Source organism: Ruegeria sp. D1(2025), from assembly GCF_056536425.1.
In genome coordinates, this window is the sequence record NZ_JBQFPO010000002.1 from 671,418 (window position 1) to 689,610 (window position 18,193).

An 18,193-nucleotide genomic window follows, 5' to 3' on the forward strand; every position below is an offset into this window, starting at 1 on the left:
GAGCAGGTTCATGGAAGCTGAAACGCTGGCGCTGGCGCAGGAGATCGACTTCTCCATGTGGGGGCTGTTTGCCCGCGCGACATTTATCGTCAAACTGGTGATGCTGATACTGGTCGTCGCATCGTTCTGGTCCTGGGCGATCATCATTCAGAAACTGATCAATTACCGCGCAGCGCGACGCGAAGCGCAGGTTTTTGATGAATCCTTCTGGTCCGGCAATCCGCTGGATGAGCTGTTCGAACAGATCGGGACGCGACCGGACGGCAGTTCCGAGAAGATATTCGCCGCCGGCATGATCGAGTGGCGCAGGTCACACCGAAATGACGGCGGCTTGATTGCCGGCGCGACGGCACGGATTGACCGGTCGATGGATGTGGCCATCGCAAAAGAGGCGGAAACACTGCAAAAAGGTCTGCCCATATTGGCCACGGTCGGCTCGACCGCGCCATTTATCGGTTTGTTCGGCACCGTATGGGGCATCATGAACGCCTTTATCGAGATCGCCGAGCAGCAGAACACCAACCTTGCCGTTGTTGCGCCCGGTATTGCCGAAGCGCTTCTGGCCACCGGTCTGGGCCTGCTGGCCGCGATCCCGGCGGTGATTTTCTACAACAAGCTCAGCGCGGACAGTGATCGGATCGTTGGCGGGTATGAAGCGTTTGCCGACGAATTCGCCACCATCCTGTCGCGGCAGTTGGACAGCTGAGATGGGTGCGGCGGTTCAGCAACCCTCGGGCGGAAACGGCCGCAGGCGGGGGCGGCGGCGTGGTCGCGCCCAGCCGATGGCTGAGATCAACGTGACGCCATTTGTAGATGTCATGCTTGTGCTGCTCATCATCTTCATGGTGGCGGCCCCGCTGCTGACCGTGGGGGTGCCCGTGGACCTGCCCAAGACGGCGGCCAGTGCCCTGCCGGGTGACAATGAGGAACCGCTGACCGTCACACTGACAGCGGACGGGCGGGTGCAGATCCAGACCACGGACGTCGCGCGTGCCGATCTGATCGGAAAACTCAGGGCCATTGCGGTTGAGCGTACCAGTGACCGGGTGTTCCTGCGGGCGGACGGCGCAATTCCCTACGCGCAGGTGATGCAGGTGATGGGGGCGCTGAATGCCGGCGGGTTTTCGAATGTGGGCCTTGTGACCGATACCGGCGGGCCGACATTTGACGAAGGTGGAGAGTGAGGCCGCGCGGTGGATACCGGCACCAAGATCTCGGCGATTGCCCACGTAGGTCTGATCGGATGGGCGCTATTTGGCGGCACGTTCCGGTCCGAGCCTTTGCCTATGGCCGTTCAGGAGGTATCTGTGGTCACGGCTGAACAGTTTGCTGCGATGACCGCGCAACGCGACGCGCCCCAGGTTCCGTCGCCGCCCGCTGATTTGCAGTCGCCTGAAGAGCCCGAAGTGGCCAACGCCCCTGAACCGACACCCGAAGAACAACCAGAACCCGAGCCGATTGTCCCGTCCGAGCCCGAGCCTGATCCTTTGCCCGAGCCGGTGGAAGCCCCGCCCGAGCCGGAAGTGATCGAACAACCCCCGACGCTGGACCAGCCTGATACGGAAGTCGCTGCGTTGCCGACGCCGGGTCCGGAATCCCTGCCCAATTCCGCTGACAAGGTTGCGCCCGAGCCGGTGGCCCCGCCGCCGCCTGAGGCAAAACCGGATGACATCGAAACCCCCGCCGTATCCCTGGATGAAGGGGCCGAGACCCAGCAGGAGCAACAGGATCAGACCGCGCCCGAGGAAGCCACGGATCAGATCGTGACCGAGGCGGAAGAGACGCAGGAATTGTCGCCCCAGACTTCCCCGCGCCCCCGAACGCGTCCCAGCCGCCCGCAACCTCCGGCCGAACCCGTGGTGGCCGAAGCCCCGGAAGCCCCCGAAGAACCGGCGCAAAGTGACCAGCAGGCCATCGAGGATGCGCTGGCCGATGCGTTGGGACAGGATGACGCGCCATCGGGGCCACCGCTGACCAGTGGTGAAAAGGACGCGATGCGGCTGGCGGTATCGAAATGCTGGAATGTCGGATCGTTGTCGACGGACGCCTTGCAGACCGTCGTTGTGGTCGGCTTTTCTCTGACCCCGGATGGTAAGGTTGTTGGCGGCAGCTTGCAGTTGCTCGACAGCTCAGGCGGCTCTTCAGGGGCTGCAAAACAGGCCTACGAGGCCGCTCGGCGCGCTATTTTGCGTTGCGGAGCCAAAGGATACGACCTGCCTGCTGACAAATACGCGCAGTGGCAGGATATTGAGATTACATTCAATCCCGAGAGGATGCGGATCAAATGATGAAACTTCTGACCAGCCTCTTTATTGGCCTGACGCTTCTGTCGGCGCCGGTTTTTGCACAAAGCGGGCCGCTGCGGCTGGAACTGGATCAGGGTATTATTGAACCCTTGCCATTTGCCGTTCCAAATTTCGTACCGGACAGTCCTACCGCGGCGCAATACGCGCAGGACATCTCGCGCGTTGTTGCGGCGGATCTGACCGGCACCGGGCTGTTTCGCGAAATCTCATCGGATGCGTTCATCAGCCAGGTTACAAGCTTCGAGGCCCCGCTTCAGTTTGCGGACTGGAAGGCCATCAATGCCGAAGCGCTGGTGACGGGCGCGGTCAATGTGTCAGGCAAAAAGCTGACCGTCCGTTTCCGGGTCTGGGATGTATTCTCGGGTCAGGAACTGGGCAGCGGGTTGCAGTTTGCAGGCACCACGGATGGCTGGCGGCGCATGGCGCATAAAGTGGCCGATCAGGTCTATAGCCGGGTGACAGGCGAGGGCGGATATTTCGACAGCCGGGTTGCGTTTGTGTCGGAAAGCGGCCCCAAGGACCAGCGCCTGAAACGGCTGGCGATCATGGATTACGACGGAGCCAATGTTCAGTATCTGACCGACAGCTCTGCCATCGTTCTGGCCCCGCGCTTTTCCCCTACCGGCGAGCAGTTGCTTTACACAAGTTACGAAAGCGGCAGCCCCCGGATTTACGTTCTGGACGTGGGCCGGGTCAAACGGCGTGAACTCAAGACGCAGGACGGCACAATGAGTTTCTCGCCGCGCTTCTCGCCGGATGGGCGCTCGATCGTCTATTCGCTGATTCAGGGCGGTAATACCGACCTTTGGAAGATGGACCTTGCGTCGGGCCAAAGCGTCCGCCTGACGAACACGCCAGCAATCGAAACCGCCCCCAGCTATTCGCCGGACGGTTCGCAGATCGTGTTCGAAAGCGACCGCTCGGGCACGCCGCAACTCTACATCATGCCCGCCGGCGGGGGTGAGCCGACACGCATCAGTTTCGGGCAGGGCCGGTATGGCACGCCGGTCTGGTCGCCGCGTGGTGACCTGATCGCCTTCACCAAGCAGAACAAGGGCCGTTTCCACATCGGTGTCATGCGTACGGACGGCAGTGAAGAACGCTTGCTGACCTCGTCCTTCCTGGACGAAGGCCCCACATGGTCGCCCAATGGTCGCGTGATCATGTTCACCCGCGAGACCCAGGGCGCAAGCGGACGGGCGACGCTGTATTCGGTGGATATTTCGGGCCGGAACCTGCGCCCGGTCCGCACGCCGGATGGCGGCAGCGACCCGTCCTGGGGGCCTTTGCAGAATTGATCGGGTCAGCGGATCGGCAAAGTTCACATGAAACTCTGGCTGTGCTAAAGAGACGGCAATAAACAAACAAATCCACGAGGCACCTGAAATGAACGTATTGGGCAAAATCCTGGCCTTGGGCGCGCTGAGCGTGATCGCGGCATGTACCAACAATGATCCATCGGCACTGGGCGGCGGCGCAGGCGGCAGCGGTTCGATCCTGCCGGGATCGCCAAGCGACCCACGCTCGCCTGCCTATTTCCAGCAAACGGTCGGGGACCGGGTGCTGTTCGAGGTCGACCAATCCACCCTGACCGCCCAGGCGCAGACCGTTCTGCAGGGGCAGGCCGACTGGCTGATGGCAAACCCGGATTTTGTGGCGATGATCGAAGGTCACGCCGACGAACAGGGCACACGCGAATACAACCTTGCGCTGGGCGCGCGCCGGGCGAACGCCGCGCGTGAATATCTGATCTCGCGGGGGGTTGCGGGTAGCCGTCTGACCACGGTCAGCTATGGCAAGGAACGCCCGATCGAGATTTGCAGCACCGAGGATTGCTATTCCAAGAACCGCCGCGCGGTGACGGTGCTGACCGGCTCAACACTGGGGTAAGATGATGCGAATTGCAGGATGGGTTCTGGCGGCGGTCGTGCTGAGCGCCGGCGTGGCAAAGGCGCAGGATCAGCAGACGCTGGCGGATATCCGGCAGGAACTGACAGTGCTACACGTGGAAATCCAGCGCCTCAAGCGCGAGTTTTCGACCACCGGCTCCCCGGCTCCGAACCTGTCCGGCAGTTCCGTACTGGAACGCGTTGACGCCATCGAGGCCGAGTTACAGCGCCTGACCCGGCAGACCGAACAGCTGAACCAACGTATCCAGAGCGTTGTGACCGATGGCACCAATCGAATTGGTGACCTGGAATTCCGGCTGGTCGAACTGGAAGGGGGCGATCTCAGCACGTTGGGCGAAACGTCGACCCTAGGCGGGGAAACCGCGACCGATGTCGCCGTCGCCCCTGCGCCAATTGAGCCGACCAACTCGGGTCAGGGTGAACTTGCCGTGGGTGAACGCGCTGATTTTGATGCAGCGTCGCAGGCGCTGGCTGATGGTGACTTTCAGTCTGCCGCAGATGGATTCGCGCAATTCGACACCTCATATCCCGGCAGTCCGCTTGCACCCGAGGCGCACTTGAAACGCGGCCAGGCGCTGGAAGGTCTGGGCGATACCCGTGAAGCCGCCCGGGCATTCCTGGCGAGCTTTACCGGTGATTCCGAAGGGGCCTTTGCCCCCGAAGCGCTGTTTGAACTGGGGGCCGCGCTGGGGCGATTGGGACAAACCGATCAGGCCTGTATCACGTTGGGCGAGGTTGGGGTGCGTTTCCCATCCTCCAGCACGGTCTCGGACGCCACGCAGGAAATGGCGTCTCTGGGTTGTTCTTGACCCGAAGTGCAGCTTCTCTGACAGCTCAGATCCGCGAGCGACTGCCGAAAACACTGCCGCGCCGTATCGGTGTGGCGGTTTCGGGCGGCGGCGACTCGGTTGCGCTGATGCATCTTCTGCATGGCATAGCACAGGCAGAAGGGGTGACAGTTCTGGCAGCAACCGTGAATCATGGCCTGCGGCCTGAAGCAGCGGCCGAGGCAGAAACGGTGGCCGCGCAGGCAGGAAGCCTTGGGCTGTCGCATGATACTCTGCTCTGGCAAGGGTGGGATGGCAGCGGAAACCTGCAGGATCAGGCCCGTCAGGCGCGTTACGCGTTGCTGACGGAATGGGCCGGTCGCAATGGGGTGGAGGCCATTGCCCTTGGGCACACGGCAGACGATCAGGCCGAAACCGTTCTGATGAGGCTGGCGCGCGCGGCCGGCGTCACCGGCCTGTCATCGATGCCGTCTGTTCGCGCACGAGACGGGGTTTTGCTGCTTCGACCGATGCTGGATATCTCGCGTCAGGAACTGCGCACTTATCTACGCGAGATCGGCGCTGATTGGATCGAGGACCCGTCGAATCACGATACGCGATTTGACCGGATCAAGGTGCGGCAGGCTCTGGCAAGCCTTGAACCGATTGGCATCACCGCGCAGTCTCTGGCCCGAGTGGCAGAAAATCTTGCACAAGCCCGTGATGCTTTGGCGCGGTATACGCAGGAATCCGCCCGCAAGATCACCGAAGTGAAAGACGGCGCTGTCTGCATTGATCCCGCAGGCTTTGCGGCGTTGCCGCGCGAGATCCAGCGCCGCCTTCTGGTCGCGACCATCAACTGGATCGCGGGAGAGGGGTATCCTCCGCGCCAGTCAAATGTGGATCAGGCGCTGGAAGCATTATTGAATCGCCGGACCAGCACCATCGGAGGCTGTCTGGTCTTCACAGAACGCGATAATGCGTGGATTTGCAGGGAACTAAAGGCGCTTCAGGGTGTATCGGCCGCGTGTAACCAGCCTTGGGACCGACGCTGGGTGGTGTCCGGCCCCACAATTCCAGATGCCGAAATCCGCGCGCTGGGCGAGGACGGGCTGAAACAACTGCTGGATTGGCGTGAAGCACGCTTGCCCCGGCGCGCACTGATGTCCACGCCTGCGGTCTGGACAGGCGATACGGTCGTGTCTGCCCCGCTTTCCGGATCCGCAAATGGCTGGCATGCCGAAATGATGCCAAATTGGCCCGAGTTTTATGCTATGATTTTATCGCATTGAACCTGCCACAATCCTCTCTATTTTAAGGAGCAAGCGGCGGATCCTCACCTGCCGAAATCTGTTGGGAGATTTTTCTTGGGCAACGCTCGTAATATCGCTTTCTGGGTCGTTCTTTTTCTGCTGATCCTGGCATTGTTTAATCTGTTCAGCGGACCGGGCGGTTCGCTTCAGAATAACGAAAGAACCTATTCCGACTTTGTCAGCGCAGTTGAGGGCGGCGAAGTCAAGAATGTGACACTGGACGGCGAGCAGATTCGCTATACCACCCAAAGCGGTGCCAGCTATGTTACCATCAAGCCCGGCGATGCCGAAGTCACCAAACTGCTGATCGACAAGAACATCCCCGTGCGCGCTGAAAAGCAGCAACAGTCGGGTTTCCAGTCGTTCCTGATCACTCTGCTGCCCTTCCTGCTGCTGATCGGTGTCTGGGTCTATTTCATGAACCGGATGCAGGGCGGCGGCAAAGGCGGCGCGATGGGCTTTGGCAAGTCGAAGGCCAAGATGCTGACAGAAAAGCATGGCCGCGTGACATTTGACGACGTGGCGGGCATCGATGAAGCCAAGGAAGAGCTGGAAGAGATCGTCGAGTTCCTGCGCAATCCGCAGAAATTCTCACGTCTTGGCGGCAAGATCCCGAAAGGCGCGCTGCTGGTTGGCCCTCCGGGTACCGGTAAAACGCTGTTGGCCCGTGCGATTGCAGGTGAGGCGGGTGTGCCATTCTTCACCATCTCGGGTTCAGACTTTGTTGAAATGTTCGTGGGTGTCGGCGCGTCCCGTGTGCGCGACATGTTCGAGCAGGCCAAGAAAAACGCGCCCTGTATCGTCTTCATTGATGAAATCGACGCCGTGGGTCGCCATCGTGGCGCCGGTTATGGCGGCGGTAACGACGAACGCGAACAGACGCTCAACCAGTTGCTGGTCGAGATGGACGGGTTCGAGGCCAACGAAGGCGTGATCATTCTTGCGGCCACCAACCGTAAAGACGTTCTGGACCCCGCGCTGCTGCGTCCGGGCCGTTTCGACCGTCAGGTCACTGTGGGTAATCCGGACATCAAGGGTCGTGAGAAGATCCTGGGTGTCCACGCCCGCAAGACTCCTCTGGGCCCCGATGTCGACCTGCGTATCATTGCACGCGGTACGCCGGGCTTCTCGGGTGCTGATCTGGCGAACCTTGTGAACGAGGCGGCCCTGATGGCTGCCCGTGTGGGCCGCCGCTTTGTCACCATGGAAGATTTCGAGAACGCGAAAGACAAGGTGATGATGGGGGCCGAGCGCCGCTCGATGGTTCTGACACAGGACCAGAAGGAAAAGACCGCTTATCACGAGGCCGGTCACGCCGTGGTCGGCCTGACCCTGCCGCTGTGCGATCCGGTCTACAAGGCGACGATCATCCCGCGCGGTGGTGCGCTGGGTATGGTGGTTTCGCTGCCGGAAATGGACCGCCTGAACTATCACCGCGATGAGTGTGAGCAGAAGCTGGCCATGACCATGGCGGGCAAAGCCGCCGAGGTGATCAAATACGGTGAAGACCATGTGTCGAACGGTCCGGCCGGTGACATCATGCAGGCCAGCCAGCTGGCGCGCGCCATGGTGATGCGCTGGGGCATGTCCGACAAGGTCGGCAATATCGACTATGCCGAGGCGCATGAGGGGTATTCGGGCAACACGGCCGGATTCTCGGTTTCCGCCCACACCAAGGAACTGATCGAGGAAGAGGTGAAGCGCCTGATCCAGCAGGGTTATGAGCGCGCGCTTGAAATCCTGAATGAGCACGGTGAAAGCTGGGAACGCTTGGCTCAGGGCTTGCTGGAATACGAAACGCTGACGGGTGACGAGATTAAGCGCGTCATGAACGGCGAATCGCCCGGCGAGGGGGATGACGAAGGCGACAACACCGATGAGGGAAGCGCACCCAGTGTCACCGCGATCCCGAAAACCAAGGTCAAGAAGTCTCCACCCGAAGGCGGGATGGAGCCGGAACCTTCGGCATAACAACACGGACCCGGGCAATGTCCCGGGTCTTTTTTCTTTCCAATCACCTGAAACTGGGTTTCTGTGCCGCGTTATCGTACACAGCCTGAAAGGGGTGACATGCCCGTATTGCGCCAAACCGAATACACCGCCGAAGTTACCTGGCTGGGGCACGTTCCTGCCGGCAATAGCATTCGGGCCAAGTCGGTCGAGAGGCTGGATCTGGATTTCGCGGGTGATCCCGGCGCGCGGCACGAAGGTGTGAACCGGGCCTCCTGCGTTCGCATGACAAACCTCTATCCGAAGGGAACGGAAATTCGAAATGTCCGGCAGTTGTCGGTATTGTCAGCCGAGCAACTGGACGAGATTGCTGCGGAGATGAGCCTGACCCTGCTGGACCCGTCCTATCTGGGCGCCAGCCTGGTGTTGCGCGGAATTCCCGATTTCACCCATGTGCCGCCAAGTTCCCGCCTGCAGGCCGCAAATGGCCTGACGCTAACGATCGATATGGAAAACCGTCCCTGCATCATTCCGGGACGCGAGGTGGAAGCCGACCTGCCGGGACATGGCCCTGCCTTCAAACCGGCGGCGCAGGGGCGCAGGGGCGTGACCGCCTGGGTCGAACGTCCGGGTCAATTGAAGCTGGGTGACAGCATGAAACTGTTCGTGCCGGATCAGCGGGCCTGGGCACCTTCCGGTACCGGCGTTTCCGATTAGAAACGCGGTAAACACCCCGACGCCGTTTCGCGGCACAATTATGTCGGAATCCATAGCCATCCGTTTTGTACACGACGGTATGGATTGCACAGCGCCGACGCTCAGCGTCGGTTTTGCACGGCATTCAACCAGGGACCCTGCCCAATGAGCTACAAATCCGACATCGAAATCGCCCGCGAAGCGAACAAGAAGCCGATTCAGGAAATCGGCGCTAAAATCGGCATCGAGTCCGCAGACCTGCTGCCATACGGTCACGACAAAGCAAAGGTCAGCCAGGACTTCATCAACTCGGTGCAGGACCGTAAAGATGGCAAGCTGATCCTGGTGACCGCGATCAACCCGACCCCGGCAGGTGAAGGCAAAACCACCACCACCGTTGGTCTGGGCGACGGCCTGAACCGCATCGGCAAGAACGCGATGATCTGTATCCGCGAAGCCTCGCTGGGTCCGAACTTCGGGATGAAGGGCGGCGCTGCAGGTGGCGGTTACGCGCAGGTTGTTCCGATGGAGGAAATGAACCTGCACTTCACCGGTGACTTCCACGCCATCACCTCGGCTCACTCGCTGCTGTCGGCAATGATCGACAACCACATCTACTGGGGCAATGAGCAGGCTATCGACATGCGCCGCGTCGTGTGGCGCCGCGTGGTCGACATGAACGACCGCGCTTTGCGTCAGATCACCTGCTCGCTGGGCGGTGTCTCGAACGGTTTCCCGCGTGAAGCAGGCTATGACATCACAGTGGCGTCTGAAGTCATGGCGATCCTGTGCCTGGCAAACGATCTGAAGGACCTGGAGAAACGCCTGGGCGACATCATCGTCGCTTACCGCCGCGACAAGACGCCGGTCTACTGCCGCGACATCAAGGCTGAGGGCGCAATGACCGTTCTGCTGAAGGACGCCATGCAGCCGAACCTGGTGCAGACGCTGGAAAACAACCCGGCCTTCGTTCACGGCGGTCCTTTCGCGAACATCGCGCATGGCTGTAACTCGGTCATCGCCACCAAGACCGCTCTGAAAGTCGCCGACTATGTCGTGACCGAAGCGGGCTTTGGTGCCGATCTGGGTGCCGAAAAGTTCATGAACATCAAATGCCGCAAGGCGGGCATCGCCCCGTCTGCCGTCGTGCTGGTTGCCACCGTGCGCGCGATGAAGATGAACGGCGGCGTTGCCAAGGCCGATCTGGGTGCCGAGAATGTTGATGCCGTGAAGTCGGGCTGTGCCAACCTGGGCCGCCATATCGAGAACGTGAAGTCCTTCGGTGTGCCGGTCGTCGTCGCGATCAACCACTTCGTCACCGACACCGACGCCGAAGTGCAGGCCGTCAAGGACTATTGCGCCGAGCACGGGGTTGAGGCGGTTTTGTCCCGTCACTGGGAACTGGGCTCGGAGGGATCCGAGGATCTGGCCAAAAAGGTTGTGGAAATCGCCGATGCCGGTACTGCGAACTTCTCGCCGATCTATCCGGACGACATGCCGCTGTTCGAAAAAGTCGAGACCATCGCCAAGCGCATCTACCGCGCTGACGAGGTGCTGGCGGATTCCAAGATCCGCAACCAGCTGAAGGAATGGGAAGCCGCCGGTTACGGCAACTTGCCGGTCTGCATGGCAAAAACCCAGTATTCGTTCTCGACCGATCCGTCCCTGCGTGGCGCGCCCACCGGCCACTCGGTTCCGGTGCGCGAGGTTCGCCTGTCCGCGGGTGCCGGTTTCATCGTGGTTGTCTGTGGTGAGATCATGACCATGCCCGGTCTGCCGCGCAAACCCGCCGCGGAAACCATCTGCCTCAATGACGCAGGTGAGATCGAGGGCTTGTTCTAAGCCGCTGAATGAGACATCTCGTGGTCCGGGGAATCCCCGGGCCATGAGGAGATTGCGATGCCCACTCTGACACTGCCGCAAGACTGTCTTTCCATGCAGGAATTGCGGGTTCAGATCGACAAGCTAGACCGCCAACTGATTGAGATGTTGGTGACGCGCGCAACTTACATTGACCGCGCGTCCGAGCTGAAACCGGGCGAGGGTCTTCCGGCCCGAATTCCTGATCGAGTTGAAGATGTGGTGCAAAAGGTACGTGTGAGCTCGGACAGACTGGGTATGGACCCTGATCTTGCCGAAAATCTGTGGCGTATCTTGATTGATTGGTCGATTGCACGCGAAGAAAGTGTGCTCGGCCCTGACTGAATGACCGGGCGCTTCTGGCGCCCGATCCGCTTTTGAAAGAAGGGATCAAAGGATGGTAGCTCAAGTCATCGACGGCAAGGCCTTTGCGGCCAAAGTCCGCGCGCAGGTGGCCGATCAGGTTGCAAAGCTGAAAGAGGAAAACGGCATCACGCCCGGCCTGGCCGTGGTTCTGGTGGGCGAGGATCCGGCCAGTCAGGTCTATGTCCGCTCAAAGGGCAAAATGACAGTCGAGGTCGGCATGAACTCGTACGAGCACAAGCTGGATGTCGAAACCTCCGAGGCAGACCTGCTGGCGTTGATCGACAAGCTGAACAACGATCCCGCCGTGCACGGGATTCTGGTTCAGCTTCCGCTGCCCAAGCATCTGAACGAGGATCTGGTGATCAACTCGATCGACCCGGCCAAGGATGTGGACGGGTTCCATATCTCGAATGTGGGCCTGTTGGGTACCGGTCAGAAGTCGATGGTGCCCTGCACCCCGCTGGGCTGCCTGATGATGCTGCGCGACCACCATGGGTCACTGTCGGGTATGGATGCTGTTGTGATCGGCCGGTCGAACATCGTCGGCAAGCCGATGGCGCAACTGTTGCTGGGTGACAGCTGCACCGTGACCATCGCGCATTCGCGCACCAAGGACCTGCCGGACGTCGTGCGCCGCGCCGATATCGTGGTTGCCGCCGTGGGCCGCCCCGAGATGGTGCCGGGCGACTGGATCAAGGAAGGGGCGACCGTCATCGACGTGGGCATCAACCGAATCGAGCGCGACGGCAAGAACAAGCTGGTCGGAGACGTCGACTATGCCAGCGCGGCCGAACGCGCTGGTGCGATCACGCCGGTTCCGGGCGGCGTTGGCCCGATGACCATCGCTTGCTTGCTGGCCAACACGCTGACAGCGTGCTGCCGCGCGAACGGTTTACCTGAACCCGAGGGTCTGACCGCCTGATCGCGAAAGATTCCGCGCAATTTCAGCGCGCAACCGATGCTTTGGAACGGCCGGGCAGGGGAAACCTTCCCGGCCGTTTCCTCATTGAGAGACAACATTAATTTTGAATAAACGGGTTTGAATGTGATCAAATCGGTGATAAGTTATTAAATCCAGTTGGTTAAATGCGAAATGCATGCCGCTCGAAGTGATTGTAACGGACCTCAGCGGATTGCCCGTCGGAACAATATGAAGTCAAAACTGAACCTGATCATAGCCGCTTGCACCCTTCAACGCGTGGTGGCTGGATTGGTTTTCGTTCCGCTGCTGGCTTACACTTTTCCACCTTTTTTGGACGTCGCATTGCCGTTCGGCATGCGATTGACATTCTGGGCCGGTGTCATGGCACTGGCAATCGCCGCAACATGGCTTTCCAGAAAGTTCATCTATGAACATCTGTCTCAGGACTATCTTTCGGCCCGAGACGTTGTCTTCTCTGCCGTCATCCTGATCCTGTTTACACCGGCATTGTGGCTTTTGGCCTGGCTGCTGTTCACGATTGGCGGACAGGAAGCCCCAGGTGCGCTGGCGGTCTTACCTTACGGGGTGCTGTTCTCGACCGGCCTGATTCTGGTCGGCCGGACCGAACCCGGACATCCAAAGCCGACCGGAGTGCCAGAGCAGATGCCGCGTCTGGTCAGACGTCTTCCGGCGGGTTTTCAGGGCCGGATTTATCGTCTGACGGTTCGGGATCACAATGTGGATGTCGTCACCTCTGAGGGTACGTTTACCATTCGATCGCGTTTTACGGATGCGATCGACGAGATGGAGCCGATCCCCGGTCATTGCACGCATCGATCCCATTGGGTGACTGATGATGCGATTGTCAGCACCGAACGGACCGACGGAAAGACTTTCGTCCGGCTGCGTAACGGCGACCTTGTGCCGGTCAGCCGAAAATACAGACCCATGTTGGAACAGGACGGGCTGATCTGAACTAGCGCGGCATGGGAATGATCTGTGGCTGTGGCCCGGTCAGAATGGCTTTGGCCTGTTTGTCCATCAAGCCGGCCAAGGCCGCGTCGGTACTGCGCAGACCGCCCGTAAACGTACCGTAGGCCGGCATTATCAAACGCGCCTGATCCAGCAGGAACGCCGGCCGGGTGATGGACCGGCCACGCACGCGTAAGCTCGCCTTGGGGTGGTAGTGGCCCGAAACCTCGGCCCGGCCAGAGGGTTCGGCGATGTGGCGGAATACCAACGGTCCAAAGGAGCACTCGGACAGATGCGTTCCGCCCAGTTCGACAGGTCCGGGATCGTGGTTGCCTTCGATCCAGATCCAGTCCCGGCCAGCCTGCAGGGTGACGATCTGCAATTGATGGTCCGGGATCAATGACTGTGCGGCGTCCAGATCGTCGAAGCTGTCACCCAGGCAAATGACCGTCTCGGCGCGGGTGTGGTGCAGGTCCGCCGCCAGCCGCGTCAGCGTGTCCTGTGTATCATAGGGCGGCAGCGCGGCCCCGCCGCGCCGGGCCATCCGCTCGGACTTGCCCAGATGCAGGTCGGACACGCACAGCAATTTCCGATCGGGCCACCACAACGCCCCGGACCCCAAAGCGTGCAGGGATAGACCGGCAAAGGTAAACAACAGGCTGTTCATGATCCGTTCTTTGCCTGTTTCCCGACCCAAGGCAAGCGGATTAACCGCTCTCTAATCCCGCAGCCTGCAAAAGCCGCGCGCTTTCCTCGGCCAATAGCCGTTCTTCGGCGGCACCTTTGACGGGCACTTTGCCGACCTCAAGAAACAGCGGCGCGGCCAGGGGGGAGACTCTGTCCAGCCGAAGAAGATCGAGGCGGTCGCCGATGCGCGCAATCATTTCCTCGATCCGTCCGAAATCTACCAGACCACGCATGGCCTCTTCGCGCGTGATCTGCATCAGCAGGTGGTCCGGGTCATATTTCAGCAGCGTGTCATACAGTATGTCAGACGAGAACGTTGCTTGCCGCCTGCTCTTGCGCTGGCCGCCGGTGTTCCGTTCGATCAGCCCCGCGATTGTCGCCGAGGCGCGAAAGGTACGCTTCATCACCGCGTTGCCCGCCAGCCATGTCTCGAGCCCCGCCCGCAATGCTCTGTGTTCGAACAGGGGGCGCGGATCGGTCACCGCATCCAGTCCCCAGATCAGCGTGGCATAGTCGGTGGCGACAAAGCCCAATGGTGCCAGCCCGGTTTCCTCCATCCGTTTGGTCAGCAGCAGGCCCAGCGTTTGCTGGGCGTTTCGCCCGGCAAATCCGTAGACACACAGATTTTCGCGCCCGTCATTGGGAAAGCTTTCGATCAGCAGCCTGTCGCGCTGGGGCAGTCGGGACATGTTGCGTTGCAGGGCCAGCCACTCGGCGGTGTGTGGCGGCAATTGCGGCCAGTCGTCCTGGGCAAACATCCGCAGGATGCGGTCGCTCAACTGCGTGGAAGTGGCAAATTTCGTACCAGAAAACGTTGCGATCTTTGGTTTGCGATCAGCGCGGCGACTGACCTCGACAACCATTTCGCGCAGGCCTTCATAGCGGACGATTTGCCCGCCGATCAGAAAGGTATCACCCTGCGTCAGCGAAGCGGCAAAGCCCTCTTCGACCTCACCCAGGGGTTTGCCGCCCCGGTTGCGTTTCAGGCGCACTTTCAGGGTGTCGGTATCCTGAATCGTGCCCAGATTCATACGGATACGCTGCGCGGCGCGCGGGTCGCGCAGTTGCCAACGGCCATCGGGGCGCTGCTGCAGTCGTTGCCAGCGGTCATAGGCGCGCAGGGCGTATCCCCCAGTGGCACAGAACTCCAGACAGGCGTCGAACTCAGGACGTGACACTTGGGCAAAAGGCCCTGCCATCGTCATTTCCGCATAAAGGTCGTCCGCATCGAACGGCCCTGCGGCGGCGGCAATTAGAATGTGCTGGCACAACACGTCCCTTGGGCCGCGCCCGCGCGGTTCGCCATCCAGATCATGCGCCTGGACGGCTTCAAGCGCTGCAACGCATTCAACAACCTCGAACCGGTTGGCAGGCACCAGCAAAGCCTTGGAGGGGGCGTTGTATCGATGATTGGCGCGACCAATGCGTTGCACCAGTCGCTTGACGTTCTTGGGCGCGCCGATCTGGATCACCAGATCCACATCACCCCAGTCGATGCCCAGATCCAGGCTGCCGGTACAGACAATGGCGCGCAACTCTCCGCGTACCATTGCGGCTTCAACCCTTTCGCGTTGCTGCCGGTCCAGACTGCCATGATGAATGCCGATGGGCAGACCCTCGTCATTTGCGAGCCACAGGTTGTGAAAGAAGATTTCCGCCTGTGCGCGGGTGTTGTGAAAGATCAGTGTCGTCTTGTGAAGCCGGACCTGCTCCAGCACGGCCGGAATGGCATAGGCCGCGCCGCCGCCGGACCATGGTGGCATCTCGGTTGTTTGCAGCATCGAGATATCCGGGTCAGGGCCGGGGTCGGCCTGAATGATCCGGCAGGTGTCAGGGTGGCGGGCAAGAAACCGGGCGATGGCATCGGGGTCTTCGACAGTTGCTGACAGGCCCACGCGGCGTAGGGCAGGGCACAGGCTTTGCAGGCGCGCCAGTGCCAGCATCAACTGATCGCCGCGTTTGCTTTCGGAAAGGGCGTGAACCTCGTCCACGATCACCCGCTGGACGCCTTTGAACATGCGCGGCGCGTCCTCGTACGAGGTCAGCAGCGCCAGACTTTCGGGCGTCGTCAGCAGGATATGCGGCGGATCCACGCGCTGGCGTTTCTTTTGCGTGGCCGAGGTGTCGCCGGTCCGGTCTTCGATCCGGATCGGCAGGCCGATTTCGTCCGCCGGGCCACGCAGATTGCGCCGGATATCGGCCGCCAGCGCCTTGAGCGGCGAGACATAGAGTGTGTGCAGGCCCTCATGCGCGCCATCGGCCAGTTCCGCCAGCGTCGGCAGAAAGCCGGCCATGGTCTTGCCGCCACCTGTGGGTGCGATCAGCAATGTCGCCGGGTCCTGTGCCCGGTCGAACATGTCCTGCTGATGCGGATGGATGGACCAGCCTTTGGCTGAAAACCAGTCGGTGATCCGGGCGGGAATCTGCGTCATTTGCGCAGATTAGCCGCCCTCGCGCCTGATTGGCACGGCGTTATTTGACGATTTTCTCGTCCTTGACGAACATGTTTGCCCAGGCCCGGTCGATCAGGTCGGGGCTCATCTGATAAGGAATGCCTTCGAATTCGCAGATTGCGATCATCTGGTCGATCAGGAAAATCGGCTGATAGTTCGCATAGATGTTATTGATCGTCGGGTATTTGACCTTCAACAGATGCACCAGCGCGGCCTCGTCCAGCGGCATGCCGCGTTTGCGGGCAACCATGGCGAAGATTTTCAGGAAGTTTTCCTGGTTCGGACCGTCGATCTTGATCTTGAAGAAGATCCGGCGCAGGGCGGCCTGGTCAAAGATCTCGTTCGGGTGGAAGTTGGTCGAGAAGATGACCAGCGTGTCAAAGGGAACTTCGAACTTTTCACCCGATTGAAGGCCAAGGATGTCCTTGTTTTCTTCCAGCGGAACGATCCAGCGGTTGACCAGCGCCTGAGGTGGTTCCGCCTGACGGCCAAGGTCGTCGACGATGAAGATGCCACCTGTCGATTTCAACTGCAGCGGCGCCTGGTAGGTGCGCGCGGTCGGGTTGTAGACCAGATCAAGCATGCTGAGAGACAGTTCGCCCCCGGTCACAACCGTCGGGCGCTCGCACTGAACATAGCGCGAGTCGAACCGTTTGCGGCGGCGCAGGCTGTTGGGGTCATCGGGTTCCTGTTCGATGGCGGTATGGACGATCGGGTCATAGACGGTGATCACCTGCCCGGCATATTCGATGGCCCAGGGCACATAGACATTGTCCCCCAGCGCGTCGCGGATACCGTTCGAGATCGAGGATTTACCATTGCCCGGCGGGCCATACATCAGGATCGACCGGCCGGCGCTGACCGCCGGGCCCAAATGGTCAAGCAGGCTGTCGGGCAGAACCAGATGACCCATCGCACCGGTCAGTTGCTCACGCGTGACCTGAATGTTGCGAATCGACTGGCGCTTGACCTGCTCGCGATACACGTCCAGCGGTACTGGCATGGCGCCGAAATACTCCGACTGGCTCAACGCGTCCAACGCACGTGCCTTTCCCGCATCGGTCAGTTGGTACCCCATTTCGTTGCCGCTGTTGGCGTTCAGGGTGCCGGTCGCCTCAAGCAGTTTCTGATCGCGGGTGATATCGACCAGTTCCTGCGTAACGGAACCCGGAAGACAGATGGCTGCGGCGATCTCGGACACGGTGTCGACGTTCTTGCGAAAGATCGTCTTGAGCAAAATGTCCCGCATCATCACCAGCGGAAGCTGCATTTCACCCAGCCCCTTTGGGGCGGGGGGGGCCATAACGGAAGTGGTCTGCATATTCATGAGCGTGGCTCGTCTATCCCGGTTTCACGTCAACCGGCCCTGAACGGGCCGCTTGCGGAAAATTTGGCCCGCCTTTGTGGCAGGACCAAGGCGGGGGCAAGGCGCGCTGATGATAGTTCACGAACCGTAAACAGTTCCCAAAATCAGATACATGGCCAAAGCGCCTGCCAGGGCCAGACCCATTGGAAATTGCCGGCCACGGTCCCAGCTTTCCCAATGCGGTGCGATGCTGCGCAGACGGGTGTTCTTGGCCAGACGATGGGTTGCCACGGCGGCCAGAAGGGTCGCTGTCAGAACGGCCAACAGGATAAAAGCGTCGGTAAACCAGACGAAAGGAGAGGCCGCAGCAAGGAACTTGGCGTCTCCCGCACCCATGACCCCTGCCGCGTTCAGGACGATGCCAACAAGCAGAACAATGACAATATGAAGCAGTTGCCACAGATAGAGGGGCAAAGTGACGGATAAGGGGCCAATATTCCCGCTTAACCACTCCTGCGACCACGGCGGCAGGACAAACAGTCCGATGACGACATAGACAATCGCCAGCGCCAGAACCGCGTGATTCTTGATCCGCATTTCACGCATATCAGTGAAAGCGACGTAAAAGCAGATTGGCAGCACAAATGGCAGGAACCACGCAGCTGCAACCGCAGGGATATGCATC

General features: G+C 60.5%; 17 protein-coding genes. 13 read left to right on the forward strand and 4 right to left on the reverse strand.

Going from position 1 to position 18,193, the window contains the following annotated elements:
* Window positions 1-10 precede the first annotated feature (10 nt).
* The 13 genes from tolQ (at window position 11) to ACR1XU_RS09030 (ending at window position 13,065) form a co-directional block, all read left to right on the forward strand.
* Window positions 11-706 carry a protein TolQ gene (gene tolQ / locus ACR1XU_RS08970; RefSeq protein ID WP_170807745.1) on the forward strand — a complete coding sequence of 232 codons (696 nt, stop codon included), beginning with the start codon at window positions 11-13 and terminating at the stop codon, window positions 704-706.
* Between the two features lies 1 nt (window position 707).
* Window positions 708-1,184, forward strand: a complete 477-nt coding sequence (gene tolR / locus ACR1XU_RS08975) for a protein TolR (protein ID WP_170807746.1) — start codon at window positions 708-710, stop codon at window positions 1,182-1,184.
* 9 nt (window positions 1,185-1,193) lie between these two features.
* Window positions 1,194-2,288: an energy transducer TonB family protein gene (locus ACR1XU_RS08980; protein ID WP_170807747.1), complete on the forward strand. Its 1,095-nt coding sequence runs from the start codon at window positions 1,194-1,196 to the stop codon at window positions 2,286-2,288.
* On the forward strand, window positions 2,285-3,604 hold the full coding sequence (gene tolB / locus ACR1XU_RS08985; protein WP_170613314.1) for a Tol-Pal system beta propeller repeat protein TolB: 1,320 nt from the start codon (window positions 2,285-2,287) through the stop codon (window positions 3,602-3,604). Before ACR1XU_RS08980 ends, tolB begins: the two co-directional genes overlap by 4 nt.
* Before the next feature lie 88 nt (window positions 3,605-3,692).
* Window positions 3,693-4,196, forward strand: a complete 504-nt coding sequence (gene pal / locus ACR1XU_RS08990; RefSeq protein ID WP_170613312.1) for a peptidoglycan-associated lipoprotein Pal — start codon at window positions 3,693-3,695, stop codon at window positions 4,194-4,196.
* Between the two features lie 4 nt (window positions 4,197-4,200).
* The gene (ybgF, locus tag ACR1XU_RS08995; protein ID WP_170807817.1) at window positions 4,201-5,025 is read left to right on the forward strand and encodes a tol-pal system protein YbgF; all 825 of its coding nucleotides are present in this window, start codon (window positions 4,201-4,203) and stop codon (window positions 5,023-5,025) included.
* Window positions 5,022-6,275, forward strand: a complete 1,254-nt coding sequence (gene tilS, locus ACR1XU_RS09000; RefSeq protein WP_480905720.1) for a tRNA lysidine(34) synthetase TilS — start codon at window positions 5,022-5,024, stop codon at window positions 6,273-6,275. The genes ybgF and tilS overlap by 4 nt, the downstream gene beginning before the upstream one ends.
* 75 nt (window positions 6,276-6,350) lie before the next feature.
* Window positions 6,351-8,267 (forward strand): ATP-dependent zinc metalloprotease FtsH, encoded by a 1,917-nt coding sequence (gene ftsH / locus ACR1XU_RS09005; RefSeq protein ID WP_480905717.1) that lies wholly within the window; start codon window positions 6,351-6,353, stop codon window positions 8,265-8,267.
* A 99-nt stretch (window positions 8,268-8,366) separates the two neighbouring features.
* Complete coding sequence (locus ACR1XU_RS09010) at window positions 8,367-8,963, forward strand: MOSC domain-containing protein (RefSeq protein ID WP_480905714.1); 597 nt, start codon at window positions 8,367-8,369, stop codon at window positions 8,961-8,963.
* Window positions 8,964-9,107: 144 nt separating this feature from the next.
* The gene (locus ACR1XU_RS09015; RefSeq protein WP_480905711.1) at window positions 9,108-10,784 is read left to right on the forward strand and encodes a formate--tetrahydrofolate ligase; all 1,677 of its coding nucleotides are present in this window, start codon (window positions 9,108-9,110) and stop codon (window positions 10,782-10,784) included.
* Window positions 10,785-10,841: 57 nt separating this feature from the next.
* A complete protein-coding gene (locus tag ACR1XU_RS09020) occupies window positions 10,842-11,147 on the forward strand; it encodes a chorismate mutase (protein WP_170613302.1) in 306 nt (101 codons plus the stop codon).
* A 52-nt stretch (window positions 11,148-11,199) separates the two neighbouring features.
* Complete coding sequence (gene folD / locus ACR1XU_RS09025; RefSeq protein WP_170678158.1) at window positions 11,200-12,090, forward strand: bifunctional methylenetetrahydrofolate dehydrogenase/methenyltetrahydrofolate cyclohydrolase FolD; 891 nt, start codon at window positions 11,200-11,202, stop codon at window positions 12,088-12,090.
* Window positions 12,091-12,318: 228 nt separating this feature from the next.
* On the forward strand, window positions 12,319-13,065 hold the full coding sequence (locus ACR1XU_RS09030) for a LytTR family DNA-binding domain-containing protein (RefSeq protein ID WP_170613298.1): 747 nt from the start codon (window positions 12,319-12,321) through the stop codon (window positions 13,063-13,065).
* Between the two features lies 1 nt (window position 13,066).
* Here ACR1XU_RS09030 and pdeM read toward each other — a convergent pair whose 3' ends face one another.
* The 4 genes from pdeM to ACR1XU_RS09050 all read right to left on the reverse strand — a co-directional run bounded on the left by pdeM (window position 13,067) and on the right by ACR1XU_RS09050 (window position 18,192).
* Window positions 13,067-13,729, reverse strand: a complete 663-nt coding sequence (gene pdeM, locus ACR1XU_RS09035; protein WP_170613296.1) for a ligase-associated DNA damage response endonuclease PdeM — start codon at window positions 13,727-13,729, stop codon at window positions 13,067-13,069.
* 40 nt (window positions 13,730-13,769) lie between these two features.
* The gene (locus ACR1XU_RS09040; protein WP_480905708.1) at window positions 13,770-16,181 is read right to left on the reverse strand and encodes a ligase-associated DNA damage response DEXH box helicase; all 2,412 of its coding nucleotides are present in this window, start codon (window positions 16,179-16,181) and stop codon (window positions 13,770-13,772) included.
* 40 nt (window positions 16,182-16,221) lie between these two features.
* Window positions 16,222-17,529, reverse strand: a complete 1,308-nt coding sequence (locus ACR1XU_RS09045) for an ATPase (protein ID WP_170613292.1) — start codon at window positions 17,527-17,529, stop codon at window positions 16,222-16,224.
* Window positions 17,530-17,646: 117 nt separating this feature from the next.
* Window positions 17,647-18,192, reverse strand: coding sequence for a prepilin peptidase (locus ACR1XU_RS09050; protein ID WP_480905899.1), 546 nt, complete (start codon window positions 18,190-18,192; stop codon window positions 17,647-17,649).
* Window position 18,193: the final 1 nt, after the last annotated feature.